This window comes from Chromobacterium haemolyticum (genome assembly GCF_009936155.1).
GTDB lineage: Bacteria > Pseudomonadota > Gammaproteobacteria > Burkholderiales > Chromobacteriaceae > Chromobacterium > Chromobacterium haemolyticum.
In genome coordinates, this window is record NZ_AP019312.1 from 4,252,010 (window position 1) to 4,269,152 (window position 17,143).

At 61.2% G+C, this 17,143-nt stretch carries 18 protein-coding genes; 6 read left to right on the plus strand and 12 right to left on the minus strand.

What is annotated here, in order from left to right; all coding sequences use genetic code 11:
- Positions 1-27: 27 nt before the first annotated feature.
- The 5 genes from GYH29_RS19595 to GYH29_RS19615 form a co-directional block, all read right to left on the minus strand.
- Positions 28-1,038 (minus strand): ornithine carbamoyltransferase, encoded by a 1,011-nt coding sequence (locus GYH29_RS19595; RefSeq protein ID WP_019103859.1) that lies wholly within the window; start codon positions 1,036-1,038, stop codon positions 28-30.
- Between the two features lie 133 nt (positions 1,039-1,171).
- Positions 1,172-2,404, minus strand: coding sequence for an arginine deiminase (locus GYH29_RS19600; RefSeq protein WP_019103858.1), 1,233 nt, complete (start codon positions 2,402-2,404; stop codon positions 1,172-1,174).
- An 87-nt stretch (positions 2,405-2,491) separates the two neighbouring features.
- Entirely contained in the window at positions 2,492-3,931 is a 1,440-nt protein-coding gene (gene arcD / locus GYH29_RS19605) for an arginine-ornithine antiporter (RefSeq protein WP_161524272.1), read from the minus strand.
- Between the two features lie 483 nt (positions 3,932-4,414).
- Positions 4,415-4,543 (minus strand): DUF3149 domain-containing protein, encoded by a 129-nt coding sequence (locus tag GYH29_RS19610; protein WP_019103856.1) that lies wholly within the window; start codon positions 4,541-4,543, stop codon positions 4,415-4,417.
- Between the two features lie 263 nt (positions 4,544-4,806).
- A complete protein-coding gene (locus tag GYH29_RS19615; protein ID WP_043637847.1) occupies positions 4,807-5,835 on the minus strand; it encodes a CDP-6-deoxy-delta-3,4-glucoseen reductase in 1,029 nt (342 codons plus the stop codon).
- 38 nt (positions 5,836-5,873) lie between these two features.
- Between GYH29_RS19615 and GYH29_RS19620 the strand changes: the two genes are divergently transcribed.
- The gene (locus GYH29_RS19620; RefSeq protein ID WP_161524273.1) at positions 5,874-6,794 is read left to right on the plus strand and encodes an NAD-dependent epimerase/dehydratase family protein; all 921 of its coding nucleotides are present in this window, start codon (positions 5,874-5,876) and stop codon (positions 6,792-6,794) included.
- 36 nt (positions 6,795-6,830) lie between these two features.
- Complete coding sequence (gene trmB / locus GYH29_RS19625; protein WP_043637849.1) at positions 6,831-7,511, plus strand: tRNA (guanosine(46)-N7)-methyltransferase TrmB; 681 nt, start codon at positions 6,831-6,833, stop codon at positions 7,509-7,511.
- Positions 7,512-7,651: 140 nt separating this feature from the next.
- Here trmB and GYH29_RS19630 read toward each other — a convergent pair whose 3' ends face one another.
- Positions 7,652-8,137, minus strand: coding sequence for a glutathione peroxidase (locus GYH29_RS19630; protein ID WP_019103852.1), 486 nt, complete (start codon positions 8,135-8,137; stop codon positions 7,652-7,654).
- A 56-nt stretch (positions 8,138-8,193) separates the two neighbouring features.
- On the opposite strand from GYH29_RS19630, the gene GYH29_RS19635 reads away from it, so the two are divergent.
- Positions 8,194-8,673, plus strand: coding sequence for a DUF1841 family protein (locus tag GYH29_RS19635; protein WP_043591312.1), 480 nt, complete (start codon positions 8,194-8,196; stop codon positions 8,671-8,673).
- A gap of 27 nt (positions 8,674-8,700) precedes the next feature.
- On the plus strand, positions 8,701-8,922 hold the full coding sequence (locus GYH29_RS19640) for a hypothetical protein (RefSeq protein ID WP_141113091.1): 222 nt from the start codon (positions 8,701-8,703) through the stop codon (positions 8,920-8,922).
- A 56-nt stretch (positions 8,923-8,978) separates the two neighbouring features.
- Here GYH29_RS19640 and GYH29_RS19645 read toward each other — a convergent pair whose 3' ends face one another.
- Together GYH29_RS19645 and GYH29_RS19650 are read right to left on the minus strand one after the other, a co-directional pair.
- Positions 8,979-9,929, minus strand: a complete 951-nt coding sequence (locus GYH29_RS19645; protein ID WP_161524274.1) for a D-2-hydroxyacid dehydrogenase — start codon at positions 9,927-9,929, stop codon at positions 8,979-8,981.
- A gap of 11 nt (positions 9,930-9,940) precedes the next feature.
- A complete protein-coding gene (locus GYH29_RS19650; RefSeq protein WP_043591313.1) occupies positions 9,941-10,723 on the minus strand; it encodes a DUF2189 domain-containing protein in 783 nt (260 codons plus the stop codon).
- 187 nt (positions 10,724-10,910) lie between these two features.
- Between GYH29_RS19650 and GYH29_RS19655 the strand changes: the two genes are divergently transcribed.
- Positions 10,911-11,237: an FKBP-type peptidyl-prolyl cis-trans isomerase gene (locus GYH29_RS19655; RefSeq protein ID WP_019101992.1), complete on the plus strand. Its 327-nt coding sequence runs from the start codon at positions 10,911-10,913 to the stop codon at positions 11,235-11,237.
- Positions 11,238-11,304: 67 nt separating this feature from the next.
- Here GYH29_RS19655 and GYH29_RS19660 read toward each other — a convergent pair whose 3' ends face one another.
- Positions 11,305-11,925 carry a DedA family protein gene (locus GYH29_RS19660; RefSeq protein WP_019101991.1) on the minus strand — a complete coding sequence of 207 codons (621 nt, stop codon included), beginning with the start codon at positions 11,923-11,925 and terminating at the stop codon, positions 11,305-11,307.
- Positions 11,926-12,038: 113 nt separating this feature from the next.
- On the opposite strand from GYH29_RS19660, the gene alr reads away from it, so the two are divergent.
- Complete coding sequence (alr, locus tag GYH29_RS19665; protein ID WP_161524275.1) at positions 12,039-13,112, plus strand: alanine racemase; 1,074 nt, start codon at positions 12,039-12,041, stop codon at positions 13,110-13,112.
- Here alr and GYH29_RS19670 read toward each other — a convergent pair.
- The 3 genes from GYH29_RS19670 to glmM all read right to left on the minus strand — a co-directional run bounded on the left by GYH29_RS19670 (position 13,058) and on the right by glmM (position 17,125).
- Entirely contained in the window at positions 13,058-13,648 is a 591-nt protein-coding gene (locus tag GYH29_RS19670) for a rhomboid family intramembrane serine protease (RefSeq protein ID WP_161524276.1), read from the minus strand. The genes alr and GYH29_RS19670 overlap by 55 nt on opposite strands.
- Complete coding sequence (locus GYH29_RS19675) at positions 13,630-15,546, minus strand: ExeM/NucH family extracellular endonuclease (protein ID WP_161524277.1); 1,917 nt, start codon at positions 15,544-15,546, stop codon at positions 13,630-13,632. The genes GYH29_RS19670 and GYH29_RS19675 overlap by 19 nt, the downstream gene beginning before the upstream one ends.
- A 244-nt stretch (positions 15,547-15,790) precedes the next feature.
- Positions 15,791-17,125, minus strand: coding sequence for a phosphoglucosamine mutase (gene glmM, locus GYH29_RS19680; protein ID WP_019101987.1), 1,335 nt, complete (start codon positions 17,123-17,125; stop codon positions 15,791-15,793).
- Positions 17,126-17,143: the final 18 nt, after the last annotated feature.

Here is a 17,143-nt window from a genome sequence, read left to right on the forward strand (position 1 = left end):
GTGCAGCTAGGGATGCCTAAGACCGGATCAATCGCCCAGCGTGGCCACCAGGATGGCCTTGATGGTGTGCATGCGGTTCTCGGCCTGTTCGAAGGCGATGCAGGCTTCGGACTCGAACACGTCCTCGGTCACTTCAATGCCGTTGGCCAGGTCCGGATACTGCGCGGCGATTTCCTTGCCCACCTTGGTTTCGCTGTTGTGGTAGGCCGGCAGGCAGTGCATGAACTTCACTTGCGGGTTTTCGGCGGCGGCCATCAGCGCGGCGTTCACTTGGTAAGGCTTCAGCAGCTTGATGCGTTCGGCCCAGACTTCGGCCGGCTCGCCCATGGACACCCATACGTCGGTGTGGATGAAGTCGGTGCCTTTGACCGCGGCTTTGGCGTCTTCGGTCAGCGTGATGCGCGCGCCGGTCTTGGCGGCGATTTCACGACACTGCGCCACCAACTCGTCGGTCGGCCACAGGTGCTTGGGCGCGCCGATGCGCACGTCCATGCCTAATTTGGCGCCGATCACCAGCAGGGAGTTGCCCATATTGTTGCGGGCGTCGCCCAGGTAGGTGTAGCTGATCTGGGAGATAGGCTTATCGCTGTTTTCCCACATGGTCAGCACATCGGCCAGCATCTGGGTCGGGTGCCATTCATCGGTCAGGCCGTTGTACACCGGCACGCCGGCGAACTTGGCCAATTCGGTCTCCACCATGTGCTGGTCGAAGCCGCGGTATTCGATCGCGTCGTACATCCGGCCCAACACGCGGGCGGTGTCCTTCATCGATTCCTTGATGCCGATTTGCGAACCGGACGGCCCAAGGTAAGTCACGTTGGCGCCCTGGTCGTAGCAGGCCACTTCAAACGCGCAGCGGGTGCGGGTCGAGGTTTTTTCAAAGATCAGGGCGATGTTCTTGCCCTTCAGGTGCTGCTGTTCGGTGCCGGTGTACTTGGCGCGCTTCAGGTCGCGGGCCAGGTCGAGCATGTAGCGGATTTCGCGCGGGGTGAAGTCCAGCATGCGGAGGAAGTTACGGTTGCGCAGATTGAAAGCCATGATATTGCTCCTGATTAGAGTCTGGGCAAGCCGGCCGTCGTTTCCGGGGAAACCGGCGGTCAACCTGTCTTTTTGCACATGAATTTTGAGTTGTCCTCCCGGCCGCGCCCGCGGCCGGGACACTACAGCCGAATTACACTTTCACTTCGTCTCGAGTGATCGGGCAAGTCATGCAGTGACCGCCGCCGCGGCCGCGGCCCAGCTCGGAAGCCGGAATCTCGATCACTTCCACGCCGTGCTCGCGCATCAGGCGGTTGGTGTAGGTGTTGCGGTCGTAAGCCACGACCACGCGGCGATCCAGCGCCACCACGTTGTTGCCGTCGTCCCACTGTTCGCGTTCGCGCTGGTAAGCGTCGCCGCCGGTCTGGATCACGCGGATTTCCTTGAGACCCAGCGCCTGGCGCACCACTTCCACCAGGTGCACGCCCTCATGGCGTTCGAAGCGGATTTCGCCTTCGCGGTCGCCGGCGTACATGCTGGTGCATGTAATGTCGTCCACCACGTCCGGGAACAGCGACAGCAGGTCGATGTCGAGGAAGCTGAACACGGTGTCCAGGTGCATCGCCGCGCGGGACTTAGGCATCTGGCAAGCGATCACGCGAGTGGCGCCGCCTTCCTTGCCCAGCACGCGCTTGGCCACTTGCACCACCGCCTGCGGGCTGGTGCGTTCTCCCATGCCGATCAGGACCACGCCGTTGCCGATCGGCATCACGTCGCCGCCTTCCAGCGTGGCCGGGCCGTGTTCCTGGTCGCAATCGCCCCACCATACTTTCACCTTGCCGGCGAACATCGGGTGGAATTTGTAGATGGATTGCAGGATCAGGGTTTCCTGACGGCGCGCCGGCCAGTACATCGGGTTCAACGTGACGCCTTCATAGATCCAGCAAGACGGGTCACGCTGGAACAGGCTGTTAGGCACCGGCGGCAGTACGAATTCAGACTGGTCCAGATAGCCGCCGAACAGGCCTTTCGGATCAAACGGCAGTTCGAACTTGGCGATGCCGCCCACCAGATGCTCGGCCAGTTGCGACGAAGGCATTTCGTCCAGCCAGCTGCGCAGGTCGCGCAACATGCCGATACCTACGTTGTCGGCCTTGACCTTGCGATCCAGAATCCAGGCGCGGGAGGCCTTGTCGTCCAATACTTTGGCCAGCGCATCGTGCACTTCCACCACTTCGATGCCGCGGGAGCGCATTTGCTCAACCATGTAGGCGTGGTCTTTCTGTGCGCGCTCTACCCAGATGACGTCGTCGAACAGCAGGCCGTGGCAGTTGTCCGGGGTCAGGCGCTTATGCGCCAGGCCGGGACGGCACACCATCACAGTTCGCAACTTGCCACACTCGGAATGAACACCAAACTTGGTCATGACAAACTCCTTAATGATATTGGGGGAGCTGGTGGAGGCCCGAGGATCTCGCGCGCCTCCGGTAATCTTCTTACTTCTAAATCCGACTTAGAGCGTCAGCGCTCCGGTGAGCAACTCGTAGCCGGCGAACAAACCCGCCACCACGATCAGCGCAGCCAGTATCGCTTCCGGACCGGTGAACGCTTTCTCGCCGCGTTCCTTGCGAGCCCACAGGTAGAACAGCAGACCCGGAGCGTACAGCACCATCGACAGGAACAGGTACTTCAGGCCGGCGGCGTAGATCAGCCAGATGCCGTAGACCGAAGCGATGGTGGCGATGCCGAACTCTTTGCCGCTGGACTCGCCCTGGGCGTAGCCCTCGCCGCGCTTGGCCACCAGCAAGGCATAGCCGGCGCACAGCAGGTAGGGAATCAGAATCATCGAGGTGGCCAGCGACAGCAGCGCCAGGTAGCCCGCGGAACTGAACAGCGTGATGATCAGGAACAGTTGGATCAGACCGTTGGTCAGCCACAGCGAGGCGGCCGGAGAACCATTGGCGTTGGTGGTGCCGAATACCTTGGGCATCACGCCGTCCTTGCCTGCCAGGTAGGGCGCTTCGGAAGCCAGCAGCGTCCAAGCCAACAACGCGCCGCCCACGGAGATCACCAGACCGGCGTTCATCAAGTTGGCGCCCCATGGACCGATGGCTTTTTCCAGCACATAGGCGGTGGACGGGTTTTTCAGCGCGGCCAGTTCAGCCTGGGTCATGACGCCCAGCGACAGCACAGACACCGCAACCAGCAAGGCGATGGTCAGCAGGAAACCAATCACAGTGGCCTTGCCCACTTCTTTCATGTTTTCCGCACGGCTGGAGAACATCGATGCGCCTTCGATGCCGATGAACACCCATACCGTCACCAACATGGTGCTCTTCACTTGGTCGACAACCGAGCCGAGTTTGGTCGAGCCCCAGAAATCCAGGTTAAAGGTATCCACTTTGAAGGCGAAGATAACCAGCAGAATGAACAACGCCAGCGGGACCAGTTTGGCTACGGTGGTGATGGTGTTGATGAAGGCAGCGCCGTGCACGCCGCGCAGCACTAGGAAGTGCAAGGCCCACAACAGGATGGATGCGCAGACGATGGCGGTGGTGGTATTGCCCTCGCCGAACACAGGAAACCAGAAGGCCAGCGCCGAGAACATCACCACAAAATAGGATACGTTGCCGATCCAGGCTGAAATCCAGTAACCCCAAGCCGAGTTGAAGCCCATGTAGTTGCCGAAACCCGCCTTGGCGTAGCCATAAACGCCGCCTTCAACTTCCGGCTTGCGGTTGGCCAGCATCTGGAAGGCAAATGCCAGAGTCAACATCCCGAAGAAGGTAATCACCCAACCGATCAAGATAGCGCCGGCTCCGGCACCCGCCGCCATGTTCTGAGGCAGCGAGAAGATGCCGCCACCGATCATGGAGCCCACCACCAGAGCGGTCAGCGCGCCAAGCTTGAGCTTGGGAGCGCCGCCGCCTTGGGTTTCAGTTTCCGTAGACATTTTCGTTCTCCGTGAGAGTACATTAACCTGCAAATCTGTTGTTATATAATTAAATTCTTATCATCTGAGACAATGGTATACCTCGGATTTAGTGATCGCCAGAACAGTCGAACATCCGTTTGACCTGCATCAAATAGCTTCCCCTGCCCTATCTCACCCACTATGGCAATAGAACAAAAGCTTTATAGAACTCACCCATAAGAATGACAAAATAATAAAATGTGCAGCGCACAAAATATTTGCTTACTTTTCTTTTAAATAATTATTAATTATTACTGCGTGAAATATTGCGGGAGACAATTCAGAAAGGGGATATTCCGGCAAGCAGAAATCAAGACAAGCGCCTATCGACGTGATAAGCGATAAAAGAACGCGGGATCAAGAACAAGGCGTAAAACGCAAAAAAAAAAGTGGATGCGGCCCACCACCGCATCCACCAACACACACATCAAGAGGATAAACACATGCTGTTTGCTCAGACGCTCACTCCGGCTTTTTCACGTTCTTGAAAATCGCCACCAGAGCGCCTAGCACCACCAGGGTAGTCACCACAATGGTCACCAAGCTTAAAATGCCGACATCGTCGGAGAGAAGCAGAGTCAGAAGTTCCATCGCCACTCCTTTTCCGGGGCCACGCCCCATATAGGTTTCTTGACCCTCATCTTAGCCAGTTGGGGCGCCCGCCCATTGACCCAAATCAAATGGCATGCCTCACAAATTTGATGCAAGACAAATAAAAAGCCCCTGGCTCTAGCCAGGGGCTCATTTCCTAAAAATCAGCAACTTATATCATTACAGTTGCTCGAAAAGCGATACAGTCCGGATCCGTTCCATCTCAAAAATTGGCGCTCGTCATCCACGTCGAGCCGATGCGCTCACTTGCTGCCGCCCATATCCTTGGACAGGAAAAACGCGTCGGAAAAGAATTCATCCTCCGGCAAGCCGCGTTCGCGCGTGAAGCTGCCGTGCGCGGCCTCCACCATCAGCGGCGCGCCGCAAGCGTAAACCTGATAGCCGGACAAATTTTCGAAATCCTCCAGCACCGCCTGATGAACGAAGCCGGTACGGCCCGCCCACTCGTCTGTCGGCAGCGCGTCGGACAATACCGGTATGAAGGTGATGTTGGGGTTCTGCGCCTGCCAGGCCCCGGCCAGTTCCGCCATATAGAGGTCGGCCTTGGTCCGCGCGCCCCAATAGAACACCATCTCGCGCTGGATTCCGCTGTGGATCGCATGCTCGATAATGCCCTTGACCGGGGCGAAGCCGGTGCCGCTGGCCACGAAGAGGATGGGCTTGTCGGAATCCTCGCGCAGGAAGAAGGAGCCCAGCGGGCCCTTGAAGCGCATGATTTCGCGTTCCTTCATCTGACTGAACACGTAGTCGGAGAACGAACCGCCAGGTTGATGACGGATGTGCAACTCTAGAAAAGCGTCGTCATGCGGCGCGTTGGCGATGGAGAAGCTGCGCTTCTTTCCATCCTTCATCAGGATGTCGATGTATTGACCAGCCTTGAACTGCAGGCGCTCCGATACCGGCAACTTGAGCTTGAGCACCGCCACGTCGTGGATTTTCTCGATTTTCTCTACACGGCACGGCAAGGTCTTGATCTGGATATCGCCCGCTCCAGCCACTTCGCGAGCCTCGATGGTGATGTCGCCCTGAGGGCGGGCGCAACAGAACAGAGCCAGCCCTTGGGCGCGTTCGGCCTCGGTCAGGGCTTTTTCCTGGAAACCATCCTGGCTCACTTCGCCATCCACTACCTTGCCTTTGCAGGCGCCGCATGCCCCGTCACGGCAGCCGTAGGGCAGGCCCACTCCCTGACGCAAAGCCGCTTCCAATACGGTTTCATGCGGCTCGACGCCAAATGTATGCCCGCTGGGGAGCACTTTCACCTGCGCTGTCATCTGTTTCCTCTACTCAATATCTGGCTAAAATGCGCATCATGCGAACCCTGATGATCATCGGCGCCGGCGATGTCGCGCGCCGCGCTTTGCCGGAACTGACCCGCCGCTGGCGAGTGCTGGCGCTATGCCGCTCAAGCGCGAGCGCCGAAGCGCTGCGCCGGCAGGGCGTCACGCCCATCCGGGGCGATCTGGACAACCCCGTCACTTTGCGCCGATTGGCCGGCCTGGCCGACGATCTGCTGCTGACCGCTCCCCCCCAGGAAACCGGCCGCAAGGACTTGCGCATGCGCAAGTTGTTGTCTGCGTTGGCAAAAGGTTGCAGGATACCACAGCGCCTAGTCTATATCAGCACCAGCGGCGTGTACGGCAATGCCGATGGCGCTTTGCTGGATGAAGGCGCCCGTCCTCGCCCGCACAACGATCGCGCCTTCCGACGCTTGGACGCCGAAACCCAATTGCGAAGCTTTGCCGCAGCCCACGGCAGTCAACTGACCGTGTTGCGCGCACCGGGCATCTACGCCGACAATCGCCTTCCGTTGAGCCGTTTCGCCTCGCAAACGCCGCTGATCCGCCCGGAAGAGGACAGCTGGAGCAATCACATCCACGCCGACGACCTTGCCGCCGCCTGCGTGGCGGCATTGCGGCAATGCCGCGGCGGCCCTCGCGTATACAACGCCAGCGACGATCAGCCGCTTCCAATCAGCGAATGGTACCGCCGGCTCGCCGCCACGCTGGACCTGGTCTTGCCGCCCTTGCTGCCGCGCGAGGAAGTCCGCGCCCGAGTCTCCGCTGGTCTATGGTCGTATATGATGGAGTCCAGGCAGTTGGACAACAGGCGTTTGCGCCGGGAATTGCTGCCGGTACTCCGCTGGCCCGACACTGCCGTCTACCTGGCGGCGCTGGCCCAAGCGCCGGAACGCATCGCCGTCGCACTCGCCTCGGCGGCCAAGATTCGGTAACATCGCGGTTTTTTTGAGTTTTCAGCAGGCTTCTCTATGGAAAATCCGGCATTTCAACGCGCCATCCGCAGCTTCGTCCTGCGCCAAGGCCATCTGTCCCCCGGCCAGCAACGCGCGATGGACGAAGGCATGCCGCGCTGGGGCATAGAATACCGCCCCGAGCGCATCGATCTGGAGCAGGCCTTCGGCCGCGCCGCGCCCAAAATTCTGGAGATCGGCTTTGGCATGGGCGGCGCCACCGCCGAAATCGCCGCCGCCAATCCGGATCAAGACTACCTGGGCGTGGAAGTGCACTCTCCCGGCGTCGGCAATCTGTGCAAGCTGATCGCGGAAAAAGAATTGAGCAATCTGCGCATCATCCGACACGACGCGGTGGAAGTGCTGGATCACATGCTGGCCGACGGCAGCCTGGATGGAGTGCATATTTTCTTCCCCGACCCCTGGCACAAGAAACGCCACAACAAACGGCGCTTGATCCAGGCGCCGCTGGTGGAGAAGCTGATCACCAAGCTCAAGCCGGGCGGCTACCTGCACGCCGCCACCGATTGGGAAGACTACGCCTTGCAAATCATGGACGTGTTCAGCAGCCAGCCGCAGCTGGTCAATACCGCCGATGGCTACGCGCCACGCCCGGACTACCGCCCGCTGACCAAGTTCGAGGCCCGCGGCATCAAACTGGGCCACGGCGTGTGGGACGTCATTTTCCGCCGCCTCTGATCCCCTCTCACGCCCGTCGCAAGCGGCGGGCGTCAGCGCCTGTTCAAAAGCTCTCCGGCCAGAGAGAGATCATGAACACGTTCTGAGCACGTACCCGCCGGGCCACGCATCACGCAGCGCGGTAGTCTTTGAACAGGCTCTCAGCCGGCTCGCGGCAATAAAGCCTCGATATCCTCCAGCAACTCGTGCGGCTCCACCGCCGGCTCGTAACGCTTGACCACCCTTCCCTTCGCATCGATCAGGAATTTGGTGAAGTTCCACTTCACCGGGTGTGGATGGGTGGAGTCTGCTTGAGTCAGCCAGCGCCACAGCGGATGAGCCCGCGGCCCGTTAACCTCCACCTTCGCGAACATGGGGAAATCCACCTCGAAGCGCGTCCGGCAAAAACGCTCGATCTCGGCCTCGTCGCCCGGCTCCTGGCCGCCGAACTGATTGCAGGGGAATCCCAGCACAACCAGCCCGCGGCCGCCCAAGCCTTGCTGCAAATCCTGCAAGCCGGCGTACTGCCGGGTGTAGCCGCACTCGCTGGCGGTATTCACCACCAACGTCACTTGACCGGTGTACGCCGACAGCGGCTGTTCGCTGCCGTCTATGCGCGCGGCGGTGAAGTCGTAAAGCGTGGTCATGGCCACCTCCGTCTCGTATAATGAGCGCTCCCGAGAATCCACTCAGGCACTATCCGATGTTGTTCAATCCCAGCCGGCAGGACGCCCGGCGCTTCTTCTTCGACACCTGGCAGAAATCCAAATCCGGGACGGACTTGTCCGATCTGGAAAAAATGGTGCTCCCCATTCTTATAGACCACCCGGAGTATCACGCCATTCTGGATCGGCCGGAACAGTATATGGAACAGGAGTGGACTCCGGAAATGGGCCAGAGCAATCCCTTCCTGCACCTGGGCCTGCATGTGGCTATTGAGGAACAACGCTCCATCGACCAGCCCTTCGGCATCCGCTCCTTGTACGCCCAGCTGGCGCTGCGCCACGGCAGCGAACATCTGGCTCAGCACGCGATGATGGATTGTCTCGGCGAAATGATCTGGCATGCTCAGCGCCATGGCGGCGGACCGGACGTGAACCGCTACATAGGCTGTATTCGCGGCAAGTTGGGCATGGGAGCGGAGGAACAGCCCCGCATCAACCCTAATGACATCCCAGACTGACGCCGCACGCCCGAGAAGCGCTTGCTCATGACCAACGCCCGGCTCAGCCGGGCGTTTTGCATTGCCCGGCGACAGGCAAAAAAAGAGCCGTGGGGGGAAACCCTCCACGGCGATCAAGCGGGGCAGCTCGTACTGGCAAAGCCAGAAGAGCAGCTTCATGCTATTCCCACAATAAACAAAATGCAAATAGTTTTTCAACAGTTAACAACAAATAAAATATTGAATCATTTATATAAATATAATATTTAAAATGAATCATTAAAAAAGCCGGCCTTCGCCGGCTTGAAGCCTGAAACGAACGCGTCTCACAACAAACGGTTGCGCTCTATCCCAGCTACAAAGGCCGCGATATTGTCCACCAGCTGCGCGGCCAGACGCTCCATCGCCTGCCGGCTGGCCCAGCCCACATGAGGGGTGACAATCAAATTGGGCAAGCGGGTTTTCAACAGAGGGTTGCCATGTACCGGCGGCTCTTCGCTCAGCACGTCGAAACCGGCTCCGCCCAGTTGCCCGTATTTCAGCGCGGCCACCAGGTCCTCCTCGTTAACCAGGCCCCCGCGCGCGGTGTTGATCAACAAGGCGCCGGGCTTCATCAGCATCAGCTCCGGCTGGGCGATCAAGTCCCGGGTTTCCTCGGTCAGCGGGCAATGCAGCGAAATCACATCGGCCTGCGCCAAGGCCTCGGCAAAAGCCACATGACCGGAGCGCAACACCTTCGCGCCTTTGCGCTCGACGAACAACACTTCCATGCCAAGCGCGCCGGCCATCTCCGCCAAGCGCAGGCCAATACCGCCCGCGCCGACAATCCCCAGGGTCGCGCCGCGCAAATCGCGGATCGGCGCGCCGAAATGGCAGAACTGTCTCGATTGCTGCCACACCCCTGCGGCGACGTCGCGCTGATAAGCCGGCAGGTTCTTGGCCAGGGCCAGCATCAGGGTCAGCGCGTGTTCGGCCACGGTGTCGTCGCCATAATGACGGATATTGCAGACCGCGATGCCCAGCTCGCGACAGGCGTCCAGGTCGATATGGTTGTAGCCCGTGGCGGCCACCGCCACCAGCTTAAGCCCGGGCAATTGCTCCAGGGTTTCCCGACGCAACGGCACCTTGTTGGTGATGACGATGTCCGCCCCCGAGCAATTTATCGCCGCGTCTTCGACGCTGGTGGAGGGGAACTCGTGATATTCGGACGGGAACGGCAAAAGCGGAACCGGGACAGGCAAGCTGTCCCGGTCAAGAAACACGACGGAGTGGGTCATCGGCTATTCAGTCATCTCTCGAAAGTGATCAAATCGCGGTAAGCATGCCAGCTGGCCAGCGCCAGAACCGGCATGATGATGATCAGGCCCAGGAAATAAGTCGCAAAGCCCACCGCGCTCAGCGTCACAATGATAGCCGCCCATATGCCCATCGTCAGCAGATTCTTCAGCACCGCCTGCACGCTGGCGATCATGGCGGTGACGGTGTCCACTTCCTTATCCAGCATCAAGGGGATAGAGACCACGCTGACCGAAAATACCACCTGAGCAAACAGGAAGCCCACCGCGAAGTAAGCCACCAGGAAGGCGAGATTGTCCGGATTGAAGGCATTGACCACAATGTCGTTCAAGGATGGCAAGGCGGCGGTGTCGTAGAACAGCGCGAACATCAGCAAGGACACCCGGAACCAGCCGAACACCAGCACCGCCAGCAAGGCCGCGTACAAGGTGAAAGCCGGCAAGTTGACGCGCCAGGCCGCCATGCTGTGCGCCAGCTTGACCCGTCCATGACCGTCGAAAGCCTCCATCTGCTTGGCGATGTCGTACAGACCTATCGCCAGAAAGGGGCCGGCCAACAGGAAAATGGTGGCGAAGGTGATGATCAGCTCAGGAGAGTGTTCGGAGTACAAGGTCAGCAAATACCCCATCAATACGAATACCGCGCCGTAAAACAGGCAGTCGGCCGGGGCTTTTTGAAAATCGCGGAAGCCTTTTTTCAGCCATTGCAACGGCCGGGAGGTTTCCACCCTGCGCGCAACCGGGCGATCGCGCGGGATATCGTGAGTCGCGTCCATGACAAGTCCCCCTCAAGGATACGATGCGAGGCAGCCCCCGCATCCTTACCGTTATACGCCACGCGTCGCAAAACACAAGCTGGCCGTCCGGCTGCTATAATCCCGCGATTGCCACGGCCCTTGGCGCGCGCCGCGCTTCGCGCCGCCGGGCCGGGCCTCATCCCGCGCTTGCGCGAAAGGACATCTCATGAGCGAACTGATTATCGAAGAACTGGCGATCGGCGACGGCGCCGAAGCCGTCAGCGGCCAGGAAGTCACCGTGCACTACACTGGCTGGCTGACCGACGGCACCAAGTTCGATTCCAGCAAGGATCGTTTCCAGCCGTTCAGCTTCCCGCTGGGCGCCGGCTATGTGATCAAGGGCTGGGACCAAGGCGTGGCCGGCATGAAAGTGGGCGGCAAACGCAAGCTGACCATCCCGGCCGAGCTGGGCTACGGCGCGCGCGGCGCCGGCGGCGTGATTCCTCCCAACGCCACTCTGGTGTTCGAGGTGGAGCTCTTGCAAGTGGGTTGAACCCCTGCTGTGCAAGGACGTAAAAAAAGCTTCCCCAGGGAAGCTTTTTTCATTGGATGGCGCGGGCTTATTTCTTCACGCACTGATGCTGACGACGGCGGCGCATCCAGACGAAGGCCACGCCCAGCAGCAAGGCGGCCACCACCGCCAGAATGCCGGCCTGCCCGCGATGCACCATGGTCATCAACCACTCGCGGTTGGCGGCGCCGTAATAGCCCAGATACACCCATACCGGCACCGAGATCAGCGCGGCGAAGCCGTCCATCAGCAAGAAACGCCAGTAGGAGATGCGGCGAGTCATGCCGGCGGTAATGAAGATGGGAGAGCGCAGTCCCGGTAGAAAACGGGCGACGAACAATACCCAATTGCCGTACTTTTCGAACTTCTCCTGCACCGCTTCAAAACGCTCTTGAGTCAGTATCCGCGCGATGGGCCGGAACTTCAGCACCCGGTTGCCAAACACTCGCCCGGCGGTGAACATGATGCCGTCGCCTGCCAGCACCCCGGCCATGCCGACGAGAAACATCCAATGCACATTGGTGTAGCCTAGGCCGGAAATAATGCCGCCGGCCACCAAGGTGATGTCTTCGGGAATCGGCACGCCGAAACCGCATACCAGCAACACGGTGAATACGGCGACATAGCCGTAGCCAGTGAAAAAATCGAGAAGTATTTGCAGAGTGTCCATTTTGTTCCGCTTGCCGCCATGTCTCCGTTCAGGACGATCCTGGCGCGGCTGCGTTATCGGGGTACATCACCAGGGGCTTATAATAGCACACCTCCAACGCAGACTTTCTTGACATGACTCGCCCTATCCAGGTGGAAATCCACCGCGCCGCCATCCGCCACAACTACCTGCTTTCCCGCGCCCAGGCCCCTCAAGCCAAGGCGTACGCCGTGCTCAAGGCCAATGCCTACGGCCATGGACTGCTGGATGCGGTCCAAGCCTTGGCCGATGTCGCCGACGGCTTCGCCCTGCTCAATATCGAGGACGCCGTCCGCTTGCGCGAAGCCGGCATCCAACAGGACATCGTACTGCTGGAAGGCGCTTTCGACGCCGAGGAAGCCGCGGCGATGGCGCATTACCGGCTAGGCGGCGCGGTACATTCCCAACAACAGATAAGCTGGCTGGCCAAAGGTTCCGCCAAACAGCCGGTTTCCGTTTGGCTGAAGATCAATAGCGGCATGAACCGGCTGGGCTTCACCCCGGCGGAGGCCCCCGCCGCGCTCGCGCAATTGCGCGCTCAACCCGGCGCGCGCGTCGATGCGCTGATGACCCACTTCGCCACCGCCGACGACGACTACGGCGTCGCCGAACAATGGGGGCGCTTCCAGCCCTTGATCGCGCCCAGCGCGCTGCCGGTCAGCGCCGCCAACTCCGCCGCGCTGTTCCGCCACCCGCATACCCACGGCGCCATCGTGCGGCCCGGCATCGTGCTCTACGGCTGTTCTCCCTTCGCCGACATCGACGCCGCCGGCTTGGGCCTACAGGCAGCGATGACGCTGAGCAGCCGGGTCATCGCGGTGCAAAAGGTGCCAGCCGGCGACGCCGTCGGCTACGGCCGACGCCTGGTGGCCGAACGCGACATGCGCGTCGGCATCGTCGCTTGCGGCTACGCCGACGGCTATCCGCGCATCGCCGACAACGGCACGCCGGTCGCGGTGGATGGCCTGCCCAGCGGCATCGTCGGCCGGGTATCCATGGACATGCTGGCGGTGGACCTGAGCGCACTGCCTCAAGCCGGCATTGGCAGCCGGGTTGAACTGTGGGGCCCTCAAGTGCCGATAGAACAAGTCGCCGCCGGCGCGGGCACTTTGGGCTACGAACTGATGTGCGCAGTGGCGCCGAGAGTGCCGCGCGTCGTCAATAACTGAGCCCGGCGCAGCCAGCCGCAGGCGGCCAACATACCCAAGACCGCGCCGCTCCAATGCGCCGACGTCAAGACCGGCTCGCCGCCGCTCCAGTTGCCTGGAAACAGGCTTTGCCACACCAGCCGGGCCAGCAGGGCGGCCAGCCACAAGCCGCGCCAGCGCGGCTGCGTCACTGCCAGCGCCGCCCACCAGCAATAAACCAGGCCGGATGCGCCGACAAAAGCCTGCGGCGTCGGCCACAGCCACTGCATGACGGCGATTAGCGGCGGCGCCGCCAGCGCCAACCCCAGCAGCAGCGACGCCCGTCCCTGCCCCAAGCAGGCCAGCACAGCCAGCGCCGCGCTGTTTAAGCAGGCGTGGCGCGCGTCGGCATGCACCCAGCCGCCGCTCAGCGCCCGCCACCACTCCTCGGCGTTCCAAGGCTCGAAACGCCACGCCAGCGCCCCCGCGCCCCAAGGCGAGGCCAGCGGCAGCAGGACGACGAGGCATAAACCCAGCTGCAGCCGGCCGGCCAGGGTCTTCAGCGCTTGCGGCGCCACAGCGCCGTCGCTCCTAATGCGCCCAAGCCCAGCAGCAACGCCAGGCCGCCTTCGTCCGCTGCCGCCACCGCGTTGCCGCGACGCGCCACGTCGACGTACAAGGGATCATGATCCGAAGAACGGTAAGCGTCCGCCGCGTAGTATTTCTGCTGCTGCTCCGCGCTCTTGAACTCGCTGCTGTACTCCAGCGCCGTCGGCTCATCGGCGTTGATGTGCCACTCCCCGGCGGCCAGCACCATGGAGCTCAGCGGCTTATCGGCCAAGGCATGGTCCAGGTTGCCGGATTCACCGTTGAATACATAGGAATAGGCATCGCGGCTCCAACGCGCCAGCAGATTATTGAAGCCCGCGCTTTCAAAGGCGCGGATTGGATCTTCTTTGGCGTAGGAATTCATATCGCCCAGCAATAGCATGCCATCGTTAGGGCCGGGCTGCGGACGGGTGGCGTACCACGCCATCAGATCGCGCACCGCCTGCACCCGGGTCAGATTGCAATTGCCCTGACCGTCGCCCTTATCCACGTCGGCCTGCCCGTCCACTACCATGTCCGCGCAGCTGCTGCCCTTGGACTTCAGATGGTTGACCGCCACGGTGACCCGGGTCTTGCTCTTGGCGTCCAGCACAAAAGTCTGCAACAAGGCCGGCCGATTCTTCTGCGGATTGCCTACCACCCTCACCTCGGCCTTGCCCTCCGCCGTCACCACGGTCGGACGGTAGATCAGGCCGGTGGTGATCGCGTCGCTGCCCACTTGCGGCAGGCCGGGGTTGGCGAATTGATATTGCTTGGGCTGGGGTTGGCCCTGATTTAGCGCATTCACCAAGTCCTGAATCGCCGAGTAGCGGTCGAAGCCATCATTCTCGATTTCCATCAGGCCTACCACATCAGCGTCCAATTGACGAATCGCGGCCACGATCTTGGCGCGTTGGCGCTCGAAATCCTGCTGAGTCTTGGCGCCGCGCGGCGTCGGGAAACCCTTGCCTTGGCCGTCGCCATTAAAGAAGTTGAGCACATTGAAACTGGCGAAGCGCACGCTCTCCGGCTGGCGCTTGGGCGCGCCTGGGCGCGGATTACTGGCCACCACGCTCGGCGCAGCCAGCGGTTGCAGCCGATATTTGCCAAAGGCGTAGCTGACCACGCCGGTCACGCCGTCCAGGCGGTCGCCGCTGCGCAGGGTGCGGCTGGCGGACAGGCCGCCGGGCGCCGGCAGCCAGGCGTCGGCGTTCTGGATCTGCAGGCCGTCGTCCAGGGTCAGCTTGTCCAGCTGATTGGCCTCGCTCAGCGCCTTGGCCTCGGCGCTGCCGGGCAGGAAGCGCTGGGTGGCGGTCCACAAGCGCGGCCGGCTGGACAACGTCAACTCGCCGTAGCGGCCATAGTCGTAATTGGCGGCGACGTAGACCGGTCCTTCCAGGCGCACGGCCATGCCGGCCAGCGCCTCCAGCTGAGCGCTGGATTGCAAGGGCAGCCGCAGCGTGGCGTAGCTCAAGGGCTCGCTGTAAGCGCACTGCTCCACCGCGGCGATCGTGGACGGGGTGATCTGGGTTTCGCTGGCGGCGTCGCCCTTGCGGCTGTACTCGGACACCTTGCCAGTGACGCGCACCACATCGCCGGGTTTAAGCGTCGGCGCCGCCAGATTGCCGAGAAACACGAAGATGCCTTCCGAGGTGGTCGGGTCGGCATCCTGATCCCGCACCTCTTCTTGCAGGTAGAAGCCTCGCAATTGCCCGGCCCCGGTGAAAGCACCGCTGACGACGCCTTCCACAGTGACGGTCTTGCCCTGCATCGGGCTTCCGACGACGCGGCCCTGCACATCATGGATTAAAGTGGCGCCGGCGGCGCCGCAAGCGGCCTGGGCCAAGGCCGGAGTCGCCAACGCCACTGCCATGGCGATAGGGCTCAAGGTCCTGAATGCTGTTGCTGTTTTCATGGTCTGGGTTCATCACAAGCGTAAGGAGCGCTGATTCTAACCAGAGCGCAATGACAAAAAGATGTCATTAGATACAGTTGCACGCAAAGTCGCTATCTGTATGTTTTTCCTGAAAACAGTAAGCTCCGCATCTTTCCAAATCCAGGCAATAAAAAAACGCCAAACAAACAATGTATGGCGTTTTCATGCTGATGCCGGCACTTGCCGGCTGTGGCAATCAGGCGACGCTCTGGATCGCCGCCGCAATGGACTGCGCCCACTGATCGGCCAGAGCCTTGTCGTCGGCTTCCACCATCACCCTCACTACCGGCTCAGTGCCGGACGGACGCAACACCACGCGGCCGCGGCCTTGCAAAGCCTGCTCGGCAGCGGCCAGCGACGCCGCGGAAGCGCTCTTCCAATCGCAGCCGTTATGGCGAACATTGATCAGCGTCTGCGGATACGGCTGCCAGTCGCTGCAGGCGTCGGCCAGGCTCATGCCCAGATCCGTCAGGCTAGCCAGCACTTGCAGGCTGGAAATGATGCCGTCGCCGGTTGAGTGACAGTCCAGGCACAAGATATGGCCGGAAGCTTCCCCGCCCACCTGCCAACCCTTGCCATGCAGCATTTCCAGCACATAGCGGTCGCCCACCTTGGCGCGGCCGAAGGCCACGCCCTGTTTGTTCAGCGCCAGCTCCATCGCCAGATTGGTCATCACCGTGCCGACCACGCCGCCCTTGAGCTCGCCCCTGGCCGCGCGCGCCTTGGCGATCACATAGATCAGCTGATCGCCGTCGTACACGGTGCCTTCGCGGTCCACCATGATCAGCCGGTCGCCATCGCCATCCAGCGCGATGCCGTAGTCGGCGTGGTGCTCCAGCACCGCTACCTGCAAAGTCTTGGGATAGGTGGCGCCCACCTTCTCGTTGATGTTGTAGCCGTCCGGCTCGCCGCCGATGGTGACCACCTCCGCGCCCAGTTCATGGAACACCTTGGGCGCTACGTGGTAAGTGGCGCCGTGGGCGCAATCCACCACCAGCTTCAAGCCCTTGAGATCGCGATCGTTGGGAAAGCTGCTCTTGCAGAACTCGATGTAGCGCTCCACCGCGCCCTCGATGCGACGCACCCGGCCCAATTGTTCGGACGGATTGGTCGCCATCGGCTGCTCCAGCATCGCCTCGATTTCCAACTCAACGGCATCGTCCAGCTTCTTGCCGCCTTCGGCGAAGAACTTGATGCCGTTATCCTGGAAGGGATTATGCGAAGCGGAGATCATCACCCCGGCCTCGAGGCGCAGCGCGCGGGTCAGGTAGGCGATGCCCGGCGTCGGCAACGGGCCGGTCAGCAGCACATTGACGCCGGCGGCGGAAAAGCCGGCTTGCAGCGCCGCTTCCAGCATATAGCCGGAAATCCGGGTATCTTTGCCGATCAAGACCGTAGGACGATGCGCCTTGTCGTGGTCGACCAAAACGCGGCCGGCGGCATAGCCCAGTTTCATCACGAATTCAGGCGTGATCGGGAATTGACCGACCTCGCCGCGCACGCCATCGGTGCCAAAGTATTTACGGCTCATGTTTCTCTCTCGAATCCG

What these genes read in the sequence shown, in the direction of transcription:
- arcD (WP_161524272.1), bottom strand. Translation starts at nt 3,931, where the DNA reads ATGTCTACGGAAACTGAAACCCAAGGCGGCGGCGCTCCCAAGCTCAAG.
- GYH29_RS19640 (WP_141113091.1), top strand. Translation starts at nt 8,701, where the DNA reads ATGACCAACGCCCGGCTCAGCCGGGCGTTTTGCATTGCCCGGCGACAG.
- GYH29_RS19595 (WP_019103859.1), bottom strand. Translation starts at nt 1,038, where the DNA reads ATGGCTTTCAATCTGCGCAACCGTAACTTCCTCCGCATGCTGGACTTC.
- GYH29_RS19615 (WP_043637847.1), bottom strand. Translation starts at nt 5,835, where the DNA reads ATGACAGCGCAGGTGAAAGTGCTCCCCAGCGGGCATACATTTGGCGTC.
- GYH29_RS19660 (WP_019101991.1), bottom strand. Translation starts at nt 11,925, where the DNA reads ATGGACACTCTGCAAATACTTCTCGATTTTTTCACTGGCTACGGCTAT.
- GYH29_RS19610 (WP_019103856.1), bottom strand. Translation starts at nt 4,543, where the DNA reads ATGGAACTTCTGACTCTGCTTCTCTCCGACGATGTCGGCATTTTAAGC.
- GYH29_RS19645 (WP_161524274.1), bottom strand. Translation starts at nt 9,929, where the DNA reads ATGACCCACTCCGTCGTGTTTCTTGACCGGGACAGCTTGCCTGTCCCG.
- GYH29_RS19600 (WP_019103858.1), bottom strand. Translation starts at nt 2,404, where the DNA reads ATGACCAAGTTTGGTGTTCATTCCGAGTGTGGCAAGTTGCGAACTGTG.
- GYH29_RS19655 (WP_019101992.1), top strand. Translation starts at nt 10,911, where the DNA reads ATGAGCGAACTGATTATCGAAGAACTGGCGATCGGCGACGGCGCCGAA.
- GYH29_RS19630 (WP_019103852.1), bottom strand. Translation starts at nt 8,137, where the DNA reads ATGACCACGCTTTACGACTTCACCGCCGCGCGCATAGACGGCAGCGAA.
- GYH29_RS19650 (WP_043591313.1), bottom strand. Translation starts at nt 10,723, where the DNA reads ATGGACGCGACTCACGATATCCCGCGCGATCGCCCGGTTGCGCGCAGG.
- GYH29_RS19620 (WP_161524273.1), top strand. Translation starts at nt 5,874, where the DNA reads ATGCGAACCCTGATGATCATCGGCGCCGGCGATGTCGCGCGCCGCGCT.
- trmB (WP_043637849.1), top strand. Translation starts at nt 6,831, where the DNA reads ATGGAAAATCCGGCATTTCAACGCGCCATCCGCAGCTTCGTCCTGCGC.
- GYH29_RS19635 (WP_043591312.1), top strand. Translation starts at nt 8,194, where the DNA reads ATGTTGTTCAATCCCAGCCGGCAGGACGCCCGGCGCTTCTTCTTCGAC.
- alr (WP_161524275.1), top strand. Translation starts at nt 12,039, where the DNA reads ATGACTCGCCCTATCCAGGTGGAAATCCACCGCGCCGCCATCCGCCAC.
- glmM (WP_019101987.1), bottom strand. Translation starts at nt 17,125, where the DNA reads ATGAGCCGTAAATACTTTGGCACCGATGGCGTGCGCGGCGAGGTCGGT.